Source organism: Streptomyces sp. B1866 (assembly GCF_031932565.1).
Classification (GTDB): Bacteria; Actinomycetota; Actinomycetes; order Streptomycetales; family Streptomycetaceae; genus Streptomyces.
Window position 1 is genome coordinate 19,580 of record NZ_JAVSCF010000006.1, and the last position, 18,213, is coordinate 37,792.

General features: G+C 72.1%; 26 protein-coding genes. 2 read left to right on the forward strand and 24 right to left on the reverse strand.

Annotated elements, in window-relative coordinates:
• Positions 1–13 precede the first annotated feature (13 nt).
• From RKE29_RS01930 to RKE29_RS01940, 3 genes are read right to left on the reverse strand one after another with little or no spacing between them, the layout of a single operon-like run.
• The gene (locus tag RKE29_RS01930; RefSeq protein WP_312003218.1) at positions 14–235 is read right to left on the reverse strand and encodes a hypothetical protein; all 222 of its coding nucleotides are present in this window, start codon (positions 233–235) and stop codon (positions 14–16) included.
• Complete coding sequence (locus RKE29_RS01935; protein WP_312003219.1) at positions 232–960, reverse strand: hypothetical protein; 729 nt, start codon at positions 958–960, stop codon at positions 232–234. The genes RKE29_RS01930 and RKE29_RS01935 overlap by 4 nt, the downstream gene beginning before the upstream one ends.
• Complete coding sequence (locus tag RKE29_RS01940) at positions 957–1,190, reverse strand: hypothetical protein (RefSeq protein WP_312003220.1); 234 nt, start codon at positions 1,188–1,190, stop codon at positions 957–959. The genes RKE29_RS01935 and RKE29_RS01940 overlap by 4 nt, the downstream gene beginning before the upstream one ends.
• Before the next feature lie 578 nt (positions 1,191–1,768).
• On the opposite strand from RKE29_RS01940, the gene RKE29_RS01945 reads away from it, so the two are divergent.
• Both RKE29_RS01945 and RKE29_RS01950 read left to right on the forward strand, forming a co-directional pair.
• Positions 1,769–2,533, forward strand: coding sequence for a helix-turn-helix transcriptional regulator (locus tag RKE29_RS01945; RefSeq protein ID WP_312003221.1), 765 nt, complete (start codon positions 1,769–1,771; stop codon positions 2,531–2,533).
• 15 nt (positions 2,534–2,548) lie between these two features.
• The gene (locus RKE29_RS01950; protein ID WP_312003222.1) at positions 2,549–3,118 is read left to right on the forward strand and encodes a class IV adenylate cyclase; all 570 of its coding nucleotides are present in this window, start codon (positions 2,549–2,551) and stop codon (positions 3,116–3,118) included.
• Positions 3,119–3,186: 68 nt separating this feature from the next.
• Here the strand turns inward: RKE29_RS01950 and RKE29_RS01955 are convergent, their stop codons facing one another.
• From RKE29_RS01955 to RKE29_RS02055, 21 genes are all read right to left on the reverse strand, one after another.
• On the reverse strand, positions 3,187–3,453 hold the full coding sequence (locus RKE29_RS01955; RefSeq protein ID WP_312003223.1) for a hypothetical protein: 267 nt from the start codon (positions 3,451–3,453) through the stop codon (positions 3,187–3,189).
• Complete coding sequence (locus RKE29_RS01960; protein ID WP_312003224.1) at positions 3,450–3,680, reverse strand: holin; 231 nt, start codon at positions 3,678–3,680, stop codon at positions 3,450–3,452. Before RKE29_RS01960 ends, RKE29_RS01955 begins: the two co-directional genes overlap by 4 nt.
• Positions 3,681–3,682: 2 nt before the next feature.
• Entirely contained in the window at positions 3,683–4,525 is an 843-nt protein-coding gene (locus tag RKE29_RS01965) for a glycoside hydrolase family 25 protein (RefSeq protein WP_312003225.1), read from the reverse strand.
• Positions 4,525–4,689 carry a hypothetical protein gene (locus RKE29_RS01970; protein WP_312003226.1) on the reverse strand — a complete coding sequence of 55 codons (165 nt, stop codon included), beginning with the start codon at positions 4,687–4,689 and terminating at the stop codon, positions 4,525–4,527. The genes RKE29_RS01965 and RKE29_RS01970 overlap by 1 nt, the downstream gene beginning before the upstream one ends.
• Positions 4,690–4,751: 62 nt before the next feature.
• On the reverse strand, positions 4,752–5,249 hold the full coding sequence (locus RKE29_RS01975) for a hypothetical protein (RefSeq protein ID WP_312003227.1): 498 nt from the start codon (positions 5,247–5,249) through the stop codon (positions 4,752–4,754).
• A 14-nt stretch (positions 5,250–5,263) separates the two neighbouring features.
• The gene (locus tag RKE29_RS01980; protein WP_312003228.1) at positions 5,264–8,002 is read right to left on the reverse strand and encodes a hypothetical protein; all 2,739 of its coding nucleotides are present in this window, start codon (positions 8,000–8,002) and stop codon (positions 5,264–5,266) included.
• 16 nt (positions 8,003–8,018) lie between these two features.
• A complete protein-coding gene (locus RKE29_RS01985; RefSeq protein ID WP_312003229.1) occupies positions 8,019–9,959 on the reverse strand; it encodes a hypothetical protein in 1,941 nt (646 codons plus the stop codon).
• Between the two features lie 38 nt (positions 9,960–9,997).
• Positions 9,998–10,324 carry a hypothetical protein gene (locus tag RKE29_RS01990; protein ID WP_312003230.1) on the reverse strand — a complete coding sequence of 109 codons (327 nt, stop codon included), beginning with the start codon at positions 10,322–10,324 and terminating at the stop codon, positions 9,998–10,000.
• Positions 10,325–10,341: 17 nt separating this feature from the next.
• The gene (locus RKE29_RS01995) at positions 10,342–10,710 is read right to left on the reverse strand and encodes a hypothetical protein (RefSeq protein ID WP_312003231.1); all 369 of its coding nucleotides are present in this window, start codon (positions 10,708–10,710) and stop codon (positions 10,342–10,344) included.
• Between the two features lie 2 nt (positions 10,711–10,712).
• Positions 10,713–11,135 (reverse strand): phage tail tube protein, encoded by a 423-nt coding sequence (locus tag RKE29_RS02000; RefSeq protein WP_312003232.1) that lies wholly within the window; start codon positions 11,133–11,135, stop codon positions 10,713–10,715.
• Between the two features lie 13 nt (positions 11,136–11,148).
• Complete coding sequence (locus RKE29_RS02005; RefSeq protein WP_312003233.1) at positions 11,149–11,550, reverse strand: DUF3168 domain-containing protein; 402 nt, start codon at positions 11,548–11,550, stop codon at positions 11,149–11,151.
• Positions 11,547–11,933 carry an HK97-gp10 family putative phage morphogenesis protein gene (locus RKE29_RS02010; RefSeq protein ID WP_312003234.1) on the reverse strand — a complete coding sequence of 129 codons (387 nt, stop codon included), beginning with the start codon at positions 11,931–11,933 and terminating at the stop codon, positions 11,547–11,549. The genes RKE29_RS02005 and RKE29_RS02010 overlap by 4 nt, the downstream gene beginning before the upstream one ends.
• A 12-nt stretch (positions 11,934–11,945) precedes the next feature.
• Positions 11,946–12,272 carry a hypothetical protein gene (locus RKE29_RS02015; RefSeq protein WP_312003235.1) on the reverse strand — a complete coding sequence of 109 codons (327 nt, stop codon included), beginning with the start codon at positions 12,270–12,272 and terminating at the stop codon, positions 11,946–11,948.
• 9 nt (positions 12,273–12,281) lie between these two features.
• Positions 12,282–12,620 (reverse strand): head-tail adaptor protein, encoded by a 339-nt coding sequence (locus RKE29_RS02020; RefSeq protein WP_312003236.1) that lies wholly within the window; start codon positions 12,618–12,620, stop codon positions 12,282–12,284.
• The gene (locus RKE29_RS02025; RefSeq protein WP_312003237.1) at positions 12,617–13,213 is read right to left on the reverse strand and encodes a hypothetical protein; all 597 of its coding nucleotides are present in this window, start codon (positions 13,211–13,213) and stop codon (positions 12,617–12,619) included. The genes RKE29_RS02020 and RKE29_RS02025 overlap by 4 nt, the downstream gene beginning before the upstream one ends.
• A 13-nt stretch (positions 13,214–13,226) precedes the next feature.
• Positions 13,227–13,700 (reverse strand): hypothetical protein, encoded by a 474-nt coding sequence (locus RKE29_RS02030; protein WP_312003238.1) that lies wholly within the window; start codon positions 13,698–13,700, stop codon positions 13,227–13,229.
• Positions 13,700–14,071 carry a hypothetical protein gene (locus RKE29_RS02035; RefSeq protein ID WP_312003239.1) on the reverse strand — a complete coding sequence of 124 codons (372 nt, stop codon included), beginning with the start codon at positions 14,069–14,071 and terminating at the stop codon, positions 13,700–13,702. The genes RKE29_RS02030 and RKE29_RS02035 overlap by 1 nt, the downstream gene beginning before the upstream one ends.
• A gap of 21 nt (positions 14,072–14,092) precedes the next feature.
• Positions 14,093–14,953 carry a phage capsid protein gene (locus RKE29_RS02040; protein WP_312003240.1) on the reverse strand — a complete coding sequence of 287 codons (861 nt, stop codon included), beginning with the start codon at positions 14,951–14,953 and terminating at the stop codon, positions 14,093–14,095.
• A 15-nt stretch (positions 14,954–14,968) separates the two neighbouring features.
• On the reverse strand, positions 14,969–15,730 hold the full coding sequence (locus RKE29_RS02045) for a hypothetical protein (protein ID WP_312003241.1): 762 nt from the start codon (positions 15,728–15,730) through the stop codon (positions 14,969–14,971).
• A gap of 54 nt (positions 15,731–15,784) precedes the next feature.
• On the reverse strand, positions 15,785–16,759 hold the full coding sequence (locus RKE29_RS02050; RefSeq protein WP_312003242.1) for a hypothetical protein: 975 nt from the start codon (positions 16,757–16,759) through the stop codon (positions 15,785–15,787).
• Positions 16,756–18,213, reverse strand: coding sequence for a phage portal protein (locus RKE29_RS02055; RefSeq protein WP_312003243.1), 1,458 nt, complete (start codon positions 18,211–18,213; stop codon positions 16,756–16,758). The genes RKE29_RS02050 and RKE29_RS02055 overlap by 4 nt, the downstream gene beginning before the upstream one ends.

An 18,213-nucleotide genomic window follows, 5' to 3' on the forward strand; every position in this document is an offset into this window, starting at 1 on the left:
GGGGAGCCGTGGGTCAGTCGGGGTCGGGGTCGTCCGGCCCGGGCCCGGTCTCGTCTGCCTCGCGCAGCAGCGCGTGCGCCGCGAGCACGTCCATGCCCAGCCAGCGCTCCAGGTACATGGACGGCGGGGCGCATGCCGCCAGCCGGGCCAGCCGGAGCGCCCGCCGGGTGCGTTCGGCGCGGCGGCCAGCGGCACAGGTCAGCCGTATGAGGGGCAGGAAGGGTAGGCCGATCATCCTGCCCACCGGTGGGCCCGCGAGCCTTCCAGCACCCGTCCCAGGACCCGCCCCCGTGGGCACCCCGGCCGGTCCGGCCGACAGGCCGGGCACTGGGCGGCGTGCTCCTCGACCAGGGCCTCGGCCTGCTGCGGGCGCAGGTAGTCCCGGGCGCAGGTCAGGCACACCCGGTGCGTCATCCCCGGGCCCCACGCGGTGTGCTCGCGGTGGAACGGGATCGGCTCGTCCGTCTCCCGGCCGCAGCCCGCGCAGTGGTGCGGGCCGAACGCGTCCCGGATGGCGTGGTGCAGGGCGGTGTGCAGGCGGTCGGGGTGGGTGAGGAAGCGGCCCAGGCGGGGCTGCACGCGCCAGTGGGGGGCCGGGCCGGTGGTGATCCCGAACCGGGGGATGACGACGTGGGCGCCGTGGCCCAGGACGCGCAGGCGGCCGAGCGGGCCCCACTGGTCGGCGGCGCCGTGGCGGATGAACCAGTACAGCAGGCCGCCGCCGGGGTCCTCGACGACGGCGCCGGTGCGCTCGCGGAGGACTCCGAGGGCCCGTTCGCCGACCGGGGTGGCGATCCGGATCGCGTCCCACGCCAGCCCCGCAGGCCGCGTCTCGTGGTCGTCGCTGAGCGGCAGCGGGGCGGCGGCGAAGGCGTCGAAACAGGCGTCTTCGGGTGGGGTGGTGAGGACGGCGCGGCGGATGTCGTCGCTCGGGAGGCGCCGGGGCAGGCCGCCGCTCACCGCGCGCACCGCCCGGCCTCGGTGCCGGTGTCCTCGCCGAGGAACTGGCCCAGGTCGTCGTACAGGCTGCGGGCCTGCTGCATGTCCAGGACCAGCTCGGCGGAGTGGACGCGGCCGGTCTCCGTGCCGACGGTGAGCGGTACCTCGATGCCGCGTACGGTGCGCTGTATCGGGATGCCCGGGGCCAGGGTGATGCCCAGCTCGGGCATCGGCGGCTGATCGACACCCATCAGGCAGTCACCTTTCGCGGGCCACCCTCGCCACTGGCCGCCAGGGCCAAGGCCATGTACAGCGCTTCGGGGTCGGTCAAGTGCCTAGTGCGCGTAGGCGGCACACGCCAGTACGGTCCGGCCGTCCGCTGAGGGCCAGGCACAGCGACGTGCGCAGACGCCCCCCACGTCCGCACGCCGACGGGGAGTTCCCACCCGGCAGTAGAGCCGGGGCGCACCAGCCAGCACATGTGGGACGTACCAGGGTCCTCGATGACGGCGCCCGAGGCATCACCCAGCGCGATCAGCACGCTGTTGCCGATGCGGTGGGGAACGGCTACGGCATCCCACGACTGTCCGGCAGGCCGCATCGCGACCGCGCGGCCAGGAGGGAGCCAGCTCAGAGGGTGTGCTTTGGTCACCGCGCCAGCTTCGGTGACGCAAGGTGCCCGCTCCGATACCTCAACGGTAATCTCACGGTGAGATGACTTTCCATGTCGCCGTGAACGGAGCTTCCCATGCCAACGCTTCTCCCCATCGAACTGCCAGAGTGGGCATGGCATCGCACAGAGGTCCGACAGGCGCTACAGTCCCGCGACGTGGGCGCCATCTTCCGCTACGCACAGCAGTACGCTGGCGCCAGCCAGGGCCGCATCGCCACCGCCACCGGCATGACCCAGTCCCGCATCAATGAGATCGTCAACGGACGGCGGGAAGTTACGCGCCTCGACGTCTACGAACGCATCGCAGACGGCCTCAAGATTCCCGACCATGGGCGTCGCCTCCTGGGCCTGGCCCCAGCGAGCGACAGCGACGGTGGCCCCGCCTTCGACCTAGCCGCCTTCCCTGAAGTGGTACGCGTGTACTCCTCACAGGACGGCGCCGCCGAGGAGATCCAACGGCAGGCCCGAAGTGCGCAGGATCTCGACATCCTTGCCGTCAGGGGGCTCGGGCTGATCGGTCTCAGCCGCTCGCTCCTCCGTGGGGCATTGCTCCCCCGTGACAGCCAGGCGCCTCCGCGCGTGCGGGTGCTTCTCCTGCACCCGGACTCACCGGCCTTGGCCCGTCGTGCCGCAGAGATCGGAGAGTCAGCCGAATCGCTCGCCGCCGGTATCCGGCTGGCCGAATCTCGTTTGCGGGAGGCGTCCGGGGTATGCGAGATGCAGGTATACCGCTACCGGCTGCTGCCCACATGGCGGATCATCCGCCTTGACACGACCATGTTCGTCTCGGTGTTCGATGCGAGGTGGGAGGGGCACGATTCAGCTGCGTACAAAGTGATGGAGACGCCTTACGGTCCCTTGTACAGGGGTTTCCGGCGCATGTTTGATGCGATGCTCGATGACAGTGAGCGCACGGTCTGACGGAAAGGAATAGGCGTGATCGAAGCCGAGTTGAAGGCGCGAGTCCGCGCGCCCGAACTGGTGATGAGGCGGCTGGAGGAGTTCGGCGCGGGGCGGCCCGAGGTGTATCAGGACACGTACTACGACAGCCCGTCCGGTGGCTTGACCGGGCTCGGTCAGGAGCTTCGGGTTCGTGTCGTGCATGGCGCGGATGGGACGCGCTCGCTGCTGACCTTCAAGGGCGGAGAGGTCGACGCGGCGTCAGGGTCGAAATCTGAACACGAGACCATCGTGGACAATCCAGATGCGGTTAACGCGATGCTGCGTGGACTGGGGTATTCTCCGGTGATCGCATTCGAGAAGCGATGCCGGAATTATGACTTCACAGCCTATGGGCGCCAGATGCTCGGCACGCTGGTACGGGTTCCGGAGATCGATGGCACATTCCTAGAAGTGGAAACGCTGATCGGTGAAGACGAGGGCGGGGAGTTGCAGAGCGCGCTCGCCGATGTGCGCGCTGTCCTGCGTGACCTCGGCATTGAGGACGAGGACCTGACGCAGGAGCGGTACACCGACGCTGTGGCAGCCCGACGTGAAGGTGCATGAAGGGCGTCACCCGCGTCCGGACGCACGAATGCCCCCTCGCCCGGCGCGCGGCCGGGCGAGGGGGCGGGTCACTTCGTGAGCGAGTACAGGGTTAGCACCAAGGCGGCCAGCCCGGTCAACGCGGCCAGCGACGGCAGCGGCCAGCGGGCCCGCTCCAGCGCGCGCAGCCGGACCTCGTGGTCGCCGAGCTGGGCGGCGTGGTCCCCGAGCGGCAGCGCGTCGAGCTTCGCCGACACGGATTTGACCTCGTCATGGATAGCCCGGACTTCGGCGTAGACCTCGGTCGGGGTGATGATGACCGACCCGTCCGGGATCGGGGCGTGCGGCGTCGTCACGGTCGCCGCCGTACGGTCTCCGTGATGCCCGGCCCCTCCGCCCCGCCGCTGGTGGCGACGGCGGTCAGGACGGCCAGCAGCGCGGCGCCGCCGGCGAGCGACAGGCCGTCGCCCCAGTCCGCGTGCAGCACGCCCACCTCGTCCAGGCCGAGCGCGGCGACCAGAGCCTGCGCCGCCGTACGTACGGCCCGCTCGGCGGTAGATCTCCAGAACGCGACGGTCCACATGATCAGCCCTCCGTTCCCGCGGCCGCGACCAGCGCAGCCAGCGCGTCCTCGACCCGCTTCAGCCGGGTCGCCATGCCGTGCAGCACCTTCTCGACGGGCACCGACGCGGGCTCGTCCTTCAGCGGGTCGTCCATCCGGCGGTCCCAGACCTTCGCCGCGATCTTCTCGGCGTCGCTGTCACTCACGGCCATGCCGTCCTCCTTGGTCTTGGTGGTGGTGCCCGCGGCCCAGGCGCGCAGCTCGGCGGCGGACAGGTAGCAGATTGAGCGGTCGAGGGGCTGGCTGGTGAACTGCCAGAACAGCGGCGACCGGCCGGACGGCCGCGGGCGCGCGGCGGCCTCCGCGCGGCTGTACGGGGCCTGGCCCCACGGGTACGACGGGAACCACAGCGGCACGTCGGCCGGGACCCGCCCGGCCGCCAGGTCATCGGCCGAGGTGTACACCCCGACCCGCTGGCCGGGGAACGCGGTCCGTACGGCGGCGATCCACGCCGCCGCCCACGCCCGGATCTGCCCGGCCGAGCGCCCGGCGTAGTTCCGGCCGTCCGGGTACCGCTCCAGGTCGAGCCAGTGGACGAACGGGTGCTTCGTGGCGTACGGCCGGACGGCCCCGATGTAGTTCGCAGCCTCGGCCGCCGGGTCCTGGTTCGGCCACGCGAAGTGGTAGGCGCCGGGCACGAGCTGCGACTTGATGATGCCGGCCATGTGCGCGTCGAACCGTGGGTCCCGCGAGCGCTCGCCCTCGCTGGCCTTGGCGAAGGCGAAGGTGACGCCGGTCCGCTTGTGGGCGGCCCAGTCCTGCGGGACCTGGTGGACGGACACGTCCACACCGCGACAGGTCGCCATCACACACGCTCCGGCCAGTGCCAGGTGCCGCCGGCGAACGTCACCTCGGTGACGATCGCGGCGCGGCAGGCCGGCGGGTGTGCCTGGCTGCCGTCCTCGCGGACCGGCGTGCCATGGCTGACGTAGTGGACGATCCGGCCGACGCTCGGCGTCTGCTCGGGCATGTGAGCCTCCTTCGGACAGCAGAAAGCCCCGCAGCCGACGGCGGCGGGGCGGGATTCGGCGGTCAGTTGACGCGCAGGAGCGTGAGCAGGGAGCCCAGGCGCACGGTCGTGGTGGTCACAGACGAGCTGTTCTGCGCCCACCGCACCTGTAGCGTGCCCGCCGTACCGCCCGTGCTCAGCGACCCGGCGGCCGCCGCCGCGACACCGGAGCCGGTGCCGCCGAGCACGGCAGATTCGCTGCCGGTACGGACCTGGAACACCAACGAGCCGTCCGTGCCGCTGGCCGACGGGGCCGGCCCCTGCGGCGTCCACCGCATCGTGGACCCGGACGGCGTGGTGAAATCCAATTTGAAATCCGCGCTGACATCGGATGAGTAGATAAGGAAAAGGTCCACCCGGTAAAGCGCGTTGGCGGCGACCGGCACTGCGAGCTGATCGTCGTTCTGCAATGTGGTACTGCTACTCAAAGATTCGTCGGCGGTCTTGTAAGCCTGGGCGAACAGCGCGTTCAAACCGTCGGCGTCGATGTCCTCGCCGGCCAGCCAGTGCGGGTACGGCACCAGGACCTCCTCTCCTACAGCGCCACGACGGCGGGCTGCGCCAGCCGTACGGCCGCGTCCACGTTGTGGCTCTTGCTGATGCCGTTCGCGGCCCGGGTCACGGTGAAGGTCTGCGGGCTGCTGGTGCCCGAGATGCCGGTCACGGTCATCTCCTCGCCGCCCACGAGGATGGAGATCGGCATCTGGGCGGGGTCAGTGGTCCACAGCGCGCTGCCCGGGGTGACCGCGACGCTCAGCGTGGTGGCCGAGGCGCTGACCCCCGCGGCGAGCGTGCTGGTACTGCTGCCCGCCTTCGCGTCCGCGTTGGTGCGGGCAACGGTCCACGGCCCGGCCGGCATGCAGGTGTAGACGATGTCCCACTCGTACGGGCCGATGGTCTCGGTGTACCCGGTCACGATCAGGTCGGCGACGCCGGGCGGCAGCCACGACGGCAGGTTGGCGATGGTGATCCGGTCGCCCACGTCGACCGCGGTCGCGGCGTCGATGAGGTGCGGGGCAGCGGCCAAGTTCACGTGCACGGTGGGATACCGGGCTTCGTCCCAGGTGCCCAGGTGCAGCCGCCACGCGGCGTGTTGCTCGGGCTGGTCGTCGGAGTACAGGTTCAGGGTGACCTGCTCGTCGTACGTCCCGACACCGGCCGGGGGCGGCGCGGTCGACAACGGGCCGGTGGTGCGTACCGCGCGCGCCGAGCTGCCGCCGACCCGCTGGACGGTGATGTCGTTGCGGACGTGCTGGTCGTCGTCGGTGGGCTCCAGCGGCGGCGCCACCCCAGGACCGGCATAGTCGAGCGCCAGGGCGACGGGCTGGTTGTAGAGGGTCGCCCGCCCCCGGTAGGCCAGCGCGGCGGCGTCCCGGCGTTCGTACAGGCTGCCGCCGTCGGCGGCCGCGGCGTCCTCCACGAGGGTCAGCAGCGTGTCCGGCCGCTGGGCGCCGACCTGCTCCTGGACGGTGGTGTCGCCGTAGACCATCAGCGGCAGGCCCTCCTCGTACGCCAGGCGCAGCATGCGCACACCCGCGGTCTCCCCGGCCCAGGCGGAGTCGGCGTTCTCGTAGGCGTCGGTGCCCAGGACGGCCCAGGCGGACAGGTGCCCGATGGCCATCCCGTCCAGCGCCGCGGCGAAGCCGTCCGGGGGCGACGTGCACGCTGTGGGGCGCCCGGTGGTGCCGCTGTAGGAGCCGCCGGAAAGCTGGGCGCCGGCGCCGGGCCACGCCCAGGCGATCTCCCAGTTCACGGTCCCGCCGCTCTGGGAGAGGGTGAACCGCAGCCGGACCCACTGGCCGTACAGTTCGGTGCCGGTGCCGATGGCCTGGTTGACGACCGTGCTGCCGTTGGTGTCGTAACCGAGCACGCTGGTCTGGTTGTTGCGCTGCTGGATGTACCACTCGGCGACGGTGCCGGTGGACACGATCCGCATGAACGTGTACCCGGTCGTGTTGACCGTGTCCAGCCTGTACACCCACTGGACCTCCCACACCGACGGAGTGCCGACCGGGGCCGGGATCGGCGCATACAGGCGCGGCAGGGAGCCGCCGCCGCTGGCCAGGACGGGCAGCGGTTGAGAGGAGGGCAGAGAGTCAGCCTGGCCCCAGGTCACCTCGGATGCGGTCAGCGGCCGGACGCCGGCGATAGGGCTGTACGCCTGCGTCGCGCCGTCCGGCTCCTCCATCGGCCAGTAGGCCAGCGGCGCGAGGCTGACGATCCGCCGCCGCAGCGTCGAGTCGAGCGGCTTCGCGCCCTGGCCGAGGCGGCGCAGGATGCCCGCGGCCTCGACGGGCACGTACACGTCCTGACCGGAGACGTCCCACCGGGCGGGCCACGAGGAGACCTCGCCGGTAAAACGGCGCACCCGATTCGTGATGGACGCCGCCCCGGACACCGTCCACGTCCGGCCCGCCGAGTCGGTGAACGACCCGACGCCGACCGTCTGCGCGGTGAAATCCGGGGCCGCGGCGAGCGTGCCGCCGATCCCGTTTCTCAGCTCGAATGCGTAGAGGGCTCCCACCGGATTGTCGAATCCCGCATTCAGCACACCCCCGACATCGAGCGATGCCGTCGAGTTGAAAATGCTGGTGACTCCCGCGGTGACGACCGGGGAGCCCAGCTGCGTCCACGGCCCGCCGAGGGACGGCGCCGTGTAGAAGGTGAGCACGTTGTTCCCGGACCCGTCGTTCACGTCGAGGGTCGCCCGGACTGCCAGGCGCCCTGACGGCGGGACGGCCAGGGCGGCCGTGCCCGACCGGTGGATCTCCGCGGAGCCGTCCGTACTCCAGTAGAACCACACCGTTCCGTGGAACAGGAACAGCAGCCAGCTCCTCTGGGAGGTGCCCTGCTGCCATTTTCCCGCCAGCTCGACAGCCTGGGTGTTGGCGGACCAGTCCGTGAGCCGGGCCTCGACCCGCACGTCGATGTCACCGGTGATGTCCAGCGACGCGTGGTCGGGGGTCGTGGCCCGGTCTGCGTCGCCGCCGGGCAGGTCCAGGTACGGCGTCCCGGTCCGTACGGACACGCGCAGCGGGGTGTTCCTCCCGAGCTGCCCGTAGTAGGGCCCCAGGGGGTTCCTGGGGCTGTAGGTGCCGGACCGGTTGTTGAGGGTCAGCGTGCAGGAGCCCGGGTCCACGCGTGCGCCCTCGTCGGGCCGACCGCGGCTGATGGTGATGCGGTCCCGCGCGCGGACGTCGCCGGTGATGTCGACCGGGGAGCCGCCGGGCGCGATCTCGACGGCCACCGGCAAGGGGGTGTTGGGGAATGCCACGGCGTCTGACCTCCTTCTATCGGGCGAAAGCGGTTTGCGGCTTGCCACGGCCGTCGACGCGGACCATCTTGCGGACCATCTTCTTCATGTCCTCGTTCGCGCCGGTGACGTCGAAGAGCACGCGCACCGGGGCCTGGCCGGAGGCGGCGGCAGCGACGCCGCGCGGCGTGGCGACGGTGGGCATGGCGCCTGCCGCGGTCGCCGTGGCGTCGCTGACGGCCGCGTACACCGCGTCCTGCCGCGCGGTGATGCCCGCGGCGAAGTCCTCCGCCAGGGCGTGGCCGCTGTAGAGCGTCCACCCCTTGCCGGACAGGGGGCCGACCTTCGCCGGGCTGAACCCGAAGAAGTCCCTGACCCGGCCGACGACGCTGCCGACCGTGCCGAGCACGTCCGAGACCTTCGAGACGATGCCGTCAATGAACCCCTGGAGCAGCGCACGGCCGGCGCCGTACAGGAGCCCTCCCAGGTCACCGATCGCCCGCGCTGCCCGGCCGGGCAGGCCGGACAGCCAGTTCACCGCGTCGGTGATCTTCGAGCGGACGGCGGACACCATCTGCCGGCCGGCGTCGCCGACCGTGGACGCCAGGCGGCCGCCCAGGGTGGACAGCGCGCCGACCGCCCGCCCGGGGAAGCCGCGCACCCAGGTCAGCAGCTGCTGCCATTTCTGGACGGCCCAGTCCTTGCCCTGGCCGAACCAGCCCGCAATCCGGCCGGGCAGCGCGGCGAGCCATCCGACCGCGGTGAGGACGCCGCCGACCGCCGCGTCCGTTCCGCGCTTGATGCCGCCCCAAGCGGCGTTCCACGCGGTCTGGAACCACGTGGTCTTGGTGCCGATCAGGATGATCACCGCGATCAGCGCGACGATGCCCGCGACGATCCACGTGATCGGACTCGTCCAGAACGCGGCGTTCAGCACCAGCTGCGCGACGGCCCACGCGCGCGTGGCGACCGTGGCGGCGATCTGGTAAGCGGCGTAGAGCCGGGTGGCGACCGCTACCACGGTGAGGGTCACGGCGAGCGCGCGCAATACCGGCTGCGGGGTGTTGTTGATGAGGCGCGCGAACCACAGGACCAGCTGGGAGGTCACTCCGATGACGGGCGCGAGGGCTACCAGCAGCTCGACGGCCGCACTGCCGAGGGTGCCCAGGGTCTTGGCGCCCTCGCGGGCGATGTCGAGGAACTGCTCGAAGCCCCGGGACCCCTCCAGCCCCTGGCCCCACCGGGCGAAGGCGGCGGTCGACTCCTCGATGCCGCCGGACATGTTGTCGCTCAGCGGCAGGAACGCGCGGATGATGCCGCCGAAGCCGGTGACGACGTTGCGCAGTGACCGCAGGAAGCTGCCGAGGTTCTTCTCGGCCGACCCGGCCAGGTCCTCGGCGAAGTCGGTGACGCTGCCCTTGTCGACGCTGTCCTGGACGCCGTCCAGGAAGTCATCGAGGGCGCCCGCGGCGGCCTTCACCAGCGGCGTCAGCGCGGGCAGCAGGGAGCGCAGCAGCTGAAGGCCCTTGGTGAAGACCGGCATCGTGGTGCCGGACAGGCTGTCGGACCACTTCTGGAAGTCGCCCTTGAGGCCGACGAACTCCTTGGCCGTCGCGCGGGTCGCGGGCGGCAGCCGCTTGAGGGCGGCCTCGTACGCCTTCTGCTTGTCCGCGGCGTCCTCTGCGCCCTCGGCCGCGGCCTTCTGCGCCTCGGCCGCCAGGTCGGCCACCTCGCTGACCGCCTTGAGCTGCGGGCCCGCGGCGAGCTGGAACGCCTTGGCCGCGATACCGGCCGAGGCGAACGCGGCCGCCATGCCGCCGACCGCCGCCGTGGTCGCGGCAGCCGCGGGCGCGCCGATGCCCAGGCCGGCCGCGGCCTTGCCGAGGCCGGTGAGGATGCCGCGGGCGCGCGCGGCGCCAGCGCGCAGCCGGTCGGTGTCGATGCCCAGCCGGACGGTCATCGACGCGAGGGTGGACACAGCTGGTCACCACCTTCCCCGGCTCGCCGGGCGGCGCGCTATTCAGTTGCCGGTGCCGGGCGGACGGTGCCGCCCAGGGCCGCGTTCGCCTGCATGGCGGCGGCCCACATCTCCTCGGGCGTCATCGCCCGGGGCTTGTCCCACACCGGCAGGAAGTCCTCCGGCCGCAGCGCCCGGCCCCGCGCGCGCTGGGCGTTGGCGACGGTGGCCGCGACGATCGCGGCCTGGACGTCGCCGCGGCGGCCGCCGAGCGGGCCGGTCAGCCGCTCATAAACCATCCACTCCGTCAGCTCCGCCGAGCTGGTACGGGCCAGCAGCTCGGCGACGGTGCAGCCCAGATGCCCGGCCAGGCGGAAGTAGAACACCCGCTCTGGCCGGGCTCTCAGTTTCCCGTCAGCTCCGCCACGTCCGCCGCGCCGAGCTTCGACAGGCGCATGGCCACGTCGCACACCCGCTGCAACGCCGTCGCGGACTTCTCGCCGAGCCGTTTGATCTCGGCCGCCGAGCGGAAGACAGGCCGGCCGTCGGCGTCCACGATGGCGGCGGCGGCGAGCCGGGCGCGGAAGCCTTCCAGGCCCTCGGCCCGGACGGACCGGCCGTCCTTGCCGACGAACTGGGCCTCGAACTTGTCCCGCTCCGTCCCGGGCAGTTCGCGGACGCGCACGGTGCCGCCCCACTCGGGTACGGGCACATCCTCGTAGGCGAGGTCGGCCGAGCCCAGGATCTGCTCGGCGGACAGGTAGGCGGTCATCGTCAGCTCCCGGGGGTGAGGGTGGGCTCGCCGGACACCTGGAAGGTGACCGTGGCGGACAGCTTGTCGTCGTGCGGGGCGGAGGGCTGGAACCCGGTCATCACCGCGGCGAAGGACCAGGACCCGAGCGTCCCGGGCCAGACCACCTTGTAGTCCCGCGGGTTGGCGTCGCCGAAGTCGGCTGCGAGCTGGTCGTGCAGGCGCGGGTCGTAGTTGATGTCGATGCTGACCTCGCCGCCGTCCTTCAGGCCGCCGATGTACTCGCGCCAGCCGTCCGGGGAGCCGTGCGTGGTCGTGTCGAGGGTTTCGCGGGCGAGCGCGGGCGGGGTGATGCTGGTGACGTTGGCGATCGCGGTGAACGTCGCCGTGGGGGTCGCCATGTCGCTGCGCTGGAGCTGGGTTCCGAACGCGTCGAGTCCGGCCATGGGCCTGCCTCCTTCATGCCTTGGTCAGCCACACGCGGTAGGTGGCGGTGATGTGCCGGATCTCGGGGTCCGGGTCGCGCAGCTCGGTGTGCTGCTGGTGGGCGACGGACACGTCCCGCCAGCCGTCCACCGCCAGCGGCCGCCGGTCCAGGACGGTGTCGAGGGCGTCGAGGATGCCGGCGGCCTCCCGCCAGCCGCGGTAGCGGGACCAGACGTCCAGTTGCACGGTGGCGGCCAGGCCGCGCTGGTTGTGTGCGTCGTCCGTCTGCTCGGTGACCGGGCCGAGGGTCACGTACGGGGCGGCCTGGTTCTCGGGCACCTCATCGAACACCCCGGTCACCAGGCTCATCAGCGTGGTGTCGCCGGTGAGCGCGGTGTAGACGGCGCGCTGGAGGGGCCACAGGGCCGTGCTCACCCGCCGTCTCCGGCCTCTCGCAGGCGGCGGCGGACGGCGGCCCGGTAGGTGCGGGTCACGGCCGGGCGGGCGGCCTCGAACGCGGGCAGCAGGTAGGGCTGGGCGTCCATGCTGGACGTGCCCTTCTCCACGTACAGCGCGTACTCCAGGACCTCCGGGTCCCACACGCCGACCTCGGCGCGCCCGTACTGCTCGTCCACGTCGTGGTCGAGCGCGTTGTCCAGGGCGCCGGTCCGCTGCGGGGCGCGTTCCTCGGCGCCGGTGCGGGTCTCCTCGGCCCACTCGTGCAGGGTCTCCGCGCGGGCCTCGCGCATCGCCTCCGGGATCTGCCCGACCGCGCGCAGCGCGCGGGCCAGGCCGTCCAGTCGGGCACGGCTCGCCATCGCGGCCTCCTGTCAGGGAAGTTGCAGGACGGCCACGGTCACCGTGGTCACGCCGCTGTAGGTGATCGCCGCGCGCCCGGTCATCGGGTCCCGGAACGTGGAGGTGAGGGGGATGAACGCGGCGCCGGCCGCGGGGATGGTCTGGGCGGCGTCGGCCACGGCCAGGTCGCCGACGGTGCCGGGGGTGGCCACGGTGACGGTGATGCTGCTGCCGCCGCCGTTGCGCACGTGGAGGAACAGCTTCTCGCCGACCGGGGCCTGGTCGCCGCCGGATGCGGCTGCGGCGTAGGTGGGTTGGAGCCCGGACAGGGGCAGGCGTTGCGCGGACAGGACGGCCATGGTTCTCCTTCAGGTTCCGGGGGTGGGCTGGTGGGCGGCGCAGTCCGCCCGCAGGTAGGTGCCAGGCACCGACGGCTCGAACACAGCGATGACCCTCAGCACCCGGCCAGACGGCCGCAGCTCATCCCGGCGGCGCACGTCCGTCCCCGGTGCGAAGTACCAGGTCTCGGCCAGCTCGGCGCCGGACTGGTCGGCGGCCTGCCGCTCCCGCGCGCTGGGCTGGGAGCGGCGGGAACGGGCGGTGGCGATGTGGACCCAGGTGGTCGCGTGGCCGCCGCCCCCGTCGTCCACGGTCGTCTCTCGCCAGACGGGGACGGTGGTGTTCAGCAGGTGCCCGATACGGCTCACCGCGACTCCACCACGGCCACGCCCCCGCCGAAGCGGGCGGCCAGCCGCTCGCGCAGGTACTCGGGCAGCTCCAGTTCGGTGATCCGCCCGTCGTCCCCGTAGGTGACGGAGTAGTCGCCGATCCGCTCCGCGCGCACGTCCCGCGCGGCCAGCCCGGTGCCGTCGGGCTCGGCCCGGTAGGCCAGCAGTGCCGCGGCGGCGATCCGGCACACCAGGTCCACGATGTCGGCCGGCACCGACGGCAGGCCGTGGGTGTAGGTGATCTCCACCTCCGACGGCTCGCACGACGGCGACCATCCGGCCGCCCGCCACAGGCGGCCCGACCGCAGCCGCCAGTCGGTGACCGCCTGGCCGTCGATCGCGACCGTGGCGACCGCGGTGACCGGCGGCCCCGGCAGATCCAGCCACAGACTGCCGTCCGGACCCTCCAAGGCGACCGTGCTGGTCGTCTGGCTGATCGGGGCCCCGGCGGCCTCGCGTACGGCCGTGGACGCCACGTCGAGGTAGACGCCCATGACCGCGGTCTCGGACGCCTCGACGGTCAGGCCGCGGGCGGTGCAGTCGGCCACCGTCGCCAGAGGCGGTAGTGCCACGGTGGCCTCCCGTTCAGCTCGCCATGTCGATCAGGTCCTGGCGGGTGTAGTTCGCCGCGTCCTCGGCCGACAGCAGGCCGAGCGAGACGACGTGGGCGATCCACTCCGCCTTCGGCGCGTCCTCGTCCGGGCGCCCGGCCGTGGGCGCCGCGCGCGAGGGCGGGTCCTCGGGCAGGCCGGCCAGGGCCTGCTTGGTCATGCCGTCGGCCTCGCCCATGTCCAGGCCGTGCACGGCGACCGCCCAGGCGACCCACTCCGACTTCGCCGCGTTCTTGCCCGGCCGGGGCGTCTCGCCCCGCGTGAGCGCGCCCCCGCCCACAGGCGCAGGCGCGGGGGCGGCCGTGGCGGGGTCGGTGTAGGGGGTGCCGTCCGGGTTGACCCGGCGCAGCTGTCCGGCCGCCAGGCGGTCCGCGATGGCTTCCGGCAAGGGCAGGTCCATGGGGAAGACCATGCCGCCCTCGCCCAGCACGTGAATCGTCTCGGCCATCAGGTGTTCCTCGGGATCTTCAGCGCGGTGATCGTGCCGGTCGTCGCGCTCGACTCGATCATCAGCGAGCCGTCGTTCTGGACGAACCGGCCGGACTCCAACGGGCCGATGAGCTGCACGCCGGATGCGGCCACGGTGACCGCGAGGTCGCCCTGTCCGCTGGCCAGGGCGGGCGGGTAGTCGCCCGCCTTCACCGTGATGGTGATGGCGTTGCCGGCGTCGGAGTTCGTGACGCGGAACAGCGTCAGCTCCGGGAAGGCGTTGGCGAGCTGCATGTTGTTCGTCGGCGCGGCAACGAGCGTGGTGCCGGCGGGCTGGGCGAGGTTCCCGTTGGGGACCAGGTTGGCGTAGCTGAGCTGCGTGGTCGCCATGGCGTTGGTCTCTCCTCTCGGTCAGGCCGGGTTGATGAACGCGGCGGCCAGGCAGTCCGGGCGCACGACCTTCGCGCCGTACAGCGCCAGGCCCTTCACGGCGTCGCTGAAGCTGTTCTCCGGCCGGTACGCCTCGGTCTTGTTGATCTGCTCGGCGAACGTGATCGCCGCGTTCGTGCCGGCGGTGATGACCTGCGTGTCCCCGGTCGGGTTCGGCACGTTGTTGGACTCGTAGATGTCGAATCCGGCCGCCCGGCCGACCATGCCGCCGCGCAGGCCCTCCGAGGTGCCCGACGCGTCGACCTTCACGAACCGGTCGTCCCGCAGCAGCGACGCCATGAACTCCGGGGACACGATGCAGTAACGGCCCGTGGTGGGGACGCTGGCCTTGGTCAGCTTGGTGCGCAGCGGGACCAGGACGTCGTCGTAGGCGTCGGTCGGGGTGGTGAAGGTGTCGATCGGCGAACCGACGACGTTCAGGAAGTTCGCCGCCTGGATCTGGGTGTAGAGGCCGGCGACGTACTGGTCGACGGTGTCGGCCAGGCTGTACGCGGCCTCGCTCATCGCCTGCGGGATCAGGTTCGCCCTGGCCTGCCGCGCGTCCACGTCATCCACGCTGAAGGCCCAGTACTTCGACTGGTCCACCACGAGGGTGCGCTGGCCGGTGGTCAGCTTCTCCGGGGTGATGACGGTGGAGCCGGGCACGTAGGTGCCGATCGCCGGCCGCGACACGCTGGTGATGCGCACGGTGTCGCCCGCCTCGCTGATGTCGCCCTCCCAGTCGCGGTTCACCACGGTCGGCCCGGCGTAGACCAGGGCCTTGCGGAGCGCGACCAGCAGCCGCGAACTCCAGATCTCGGGAACGAAGTTCCGCACGGACATGGGGGTACCTCCTGGTTATCTGCCGCCCATGAGGTCATCGAGCTGTCCCGCCTCGCGAGCTTTCTCGATCTCCTCGGGGCTCATGGATTTCAGGTCTGCTCGGCTGAGCTGCTTGGGCCGGGACGTCTTGCGCGCCGCCCCGCCGTCGCCGGAGCCCTGGAACCTCTTGGCCGTTGCGGCTGCCAGGTAGGGCTTGTTCTTGATCAGGTCCTCGATCGCGTCGGCGATCTCGTCCTCGTCGATCTCGCCGTTCTCGCCGACCTCGAACTGGTCGAGGTCAAGGAACGTGAGGGCGTCGCGCGGGTCAGCCAGGCGTCCCTTCGCGGCAGCGCGGATCTCCGCTCGCAGGATCCTCGCGTTCGCCTTGGCGAGCGCGGCCCGCTCGGCGGCGACGCGCTGCTGCTCGGTCTCGTCGCCGGTCTTCTGCGCGAGCTGGGCCTCCAGCTCCTGCCTCTTGGAGCGCTCCGCCCGCCACTTCCCCTTCATGGAGGCCAGGGCCCGCTTGCCCTTGTCGCCGAGCTGGTCGGCGCCCTCCGGGTCCGCGTCGTCGTCGCCCTGGTCCGGCCCGCCGCCGCCCTCCGGGTCGTCGCCCTGGTCCTCGTCCGCGTCGTCGTCCTCGGGGCTCCCGGGATCGGTGTCCGGGTCGTCGTCGTCCGGGGCGCCGCCGAGGATGGGCCAGATCGGGTACAGGCCGTCCGGGTCCTCGCCGGGGCGGGCCCTGCGCCAGCCCAGCGCACGGGCGCCGGTGAGCGGGTGTACGGGCAGCGTGGTGCGCATGATGTCTCTCCCGTTGCGGGTGAAGAAAGGGGGCGGGCCGCGCGGTGCGCGCGGTCAGAGGATGTAGCCGTAGCGGCGCAGCAGCCGGACGGCGTGCTCGCGGTCGTCGGCGATCCGGTAGATCTCCTCCGGCATCAGCCGCGGCGTACGGGACGCGGTCACCCGGCGCCCCGCGGCCGGGGCCGGGGCGAAGTTCCGCAGCCGATTGCCGGCGATGCCGCGCCGGGTGACGCCCTCGGTGGTGGTCTGGAGACGGCGACCGTACGCGGTCGCGGTGGTCATGCCCCGACGGGCGTTGACCACCTGCGCGAAGTCCGCCCCCGCGTCGATGGCCTGCACGCCGGCCCGGCCGAACGCCCGGGTCCGCTGGGCGTCGGTCATGCGGTCGTACACGTCGTTCGCGTCGATGCTGGTCGGCCGGTGCCCGGCGGTGACCGGCTCCATGGTGCAGTCGCACCGCGGATGCCGCTCAAACGCCGTACGCAGCCCGTAGGCGCCCGCGAGGATGATGCACCGCGCGCACGCGGGCAGCTCCACCACCCGCACGTAGCCGGTGACCGCCGGCCGTACGATCATCCCGACCAGGTCGGCGGCCCGGCCGGTGTCGGCCACGACCGTACGCACCAGCAGATCCACCAACGCCGCGCCGCTGGCCCAGGCGACCGCCAGCGACAGGCCCCGGCGTACGGCGGCCAGCGTCGACCACACCGGGTACATCAGCAGGTCCAGCAGCGGCCGGCCGTCCGGCGCGACACCGGCCAGCGACCCGGGCACCAGCCGGTCCGACGCCGCCCGGCCCTCCTCGCCCTCCTCACCCAGCACCACGTGCAGGTACGGTTCGGCCTGCCGCGCGGCGGTGAGCTGGGCGGCGGCCACCTGGCCGAGCACACCGGGCAGCTGCGCGGCCCACGTGCCGCGCACGTCCGCGGTGTCCACCCGCCGCCACGCCTCGCCCGCCGCGCGCGCGGCCGCGGCCGCCAGGCGCGCGCGCTCGCGCTGGTGCCGCTCGGCCTCCGGCGACGGACTCACGTCGCAACCTCCCGCTCCTCGGGCGCCGGGGGCTCGGGCTGCCGGGCCATCATCCGGGTCAGCTCGCCGACCGGGTCGGCCGCCGCCTCCCGCTCCCGCATCGCCACCACGTCGGCCACCTCCGTCGGCGTCAGCCCGTACCGCAGCGCCAGCCACTCGAACGGGAACCCGATGTCCTTCAGCTTCACCAGCGCGTCGGCGAGCTGCGCATGGCTGCGCGACTCGGAGTCCGCCCACAGCACCTGACCCGACCGCAACGCGCGCGCCTTCGCGTCCTGCCCGCGCGCCAGCGCGATCAGCCGGGCCACCTCCCGCAGGCCCTGGCCGAACCACAGCTTCTTCTCGTCCACCCGCTTGACCAGCCCGGTCTCCGCCGCCAGCAGCGCATCCCCGGACAGGTTGGCCATCTTCCCGATCAGGTAGTGCTGCGGCGTGCGCGTCTGCGCGGCCAGGTGCCCCACCGCCACCTCGATGATCCCGGTGTACGCGGCCAGGTTCGCCGCCTGCCACTCGGCGAGCTTGGCGTCCTTGCCGGTGATCCACAGCACCCGCTCCACAGCGAACTTCTGCAAGTCGACCGGCTGTTTGCCGACGATCTCCCCAGCGCTGTTCAGCTTGGGGATCATCGGACGCTCAGCGCCGAGCACCACCCGCTGCGGGAACGACGCGTAGTCCGTGGCGGTGAACAGCATCGCCCAGACCAGATTGATGGCATCCTGCATCGCCACCACGCCCGACACGTCGCTGATGGGGTCCTCCACCAGCATCGGCTTGTTCGGCAGCTCCACCAGCGGCACCACCCCCATGGGGTTGGGCTGCGGGTTCGGCTCCACACCGCCCATGTCCCGCGGCACCCACGTACGAAGCTCCTCATCCACCTCCGCCATCTGCGGCGACTTGTCCTGCCGGGCCAGCGGCCGCTCGAACTTCCACATCTCCCCGGGCAGGTACAGGGTGGCGAAGTCGCGGTTCCCGTCCTGCCAGCGCTTCAGCCCGGCCCGCCGCCGGCGCCGCGATCCGGGCTCGTACACCACGACGCACTGACTGGCGTCCTCGAACGTCACCACCGGCATGTCCGGGTCGTCCGGGTCCCCCCACACCAGCACGAACGACCGCGCGGAGTTCACCGCGCCGAGAAACCCCAGCTGCGAGTCGGCGTCCAGGCCGTTGACCTGCCACACCTCCCACAGGTCCGCGTCGGCCCGCTCCTCCCCGGCCGCCTGGAACCCGGTCACCGTCAGCCGCTCCACCGGGCTGTCGGCCACCACCTGCACCCAGTTATCCGAGAAATCCCGGTAGCGGTCCCCGTGGAACTTCGCGAACTCCTCCGACGCGAAGTGCAGCCGCTGCTTGCCCCGGTAGTAGTCGTTGTTCCGGTCGATCTCCCCACGCCGACGGATCAGCTCCGACTCCAGCAGCGCGACCAGGTGCAGGGCCTGGGCCAGCTCGGCCAC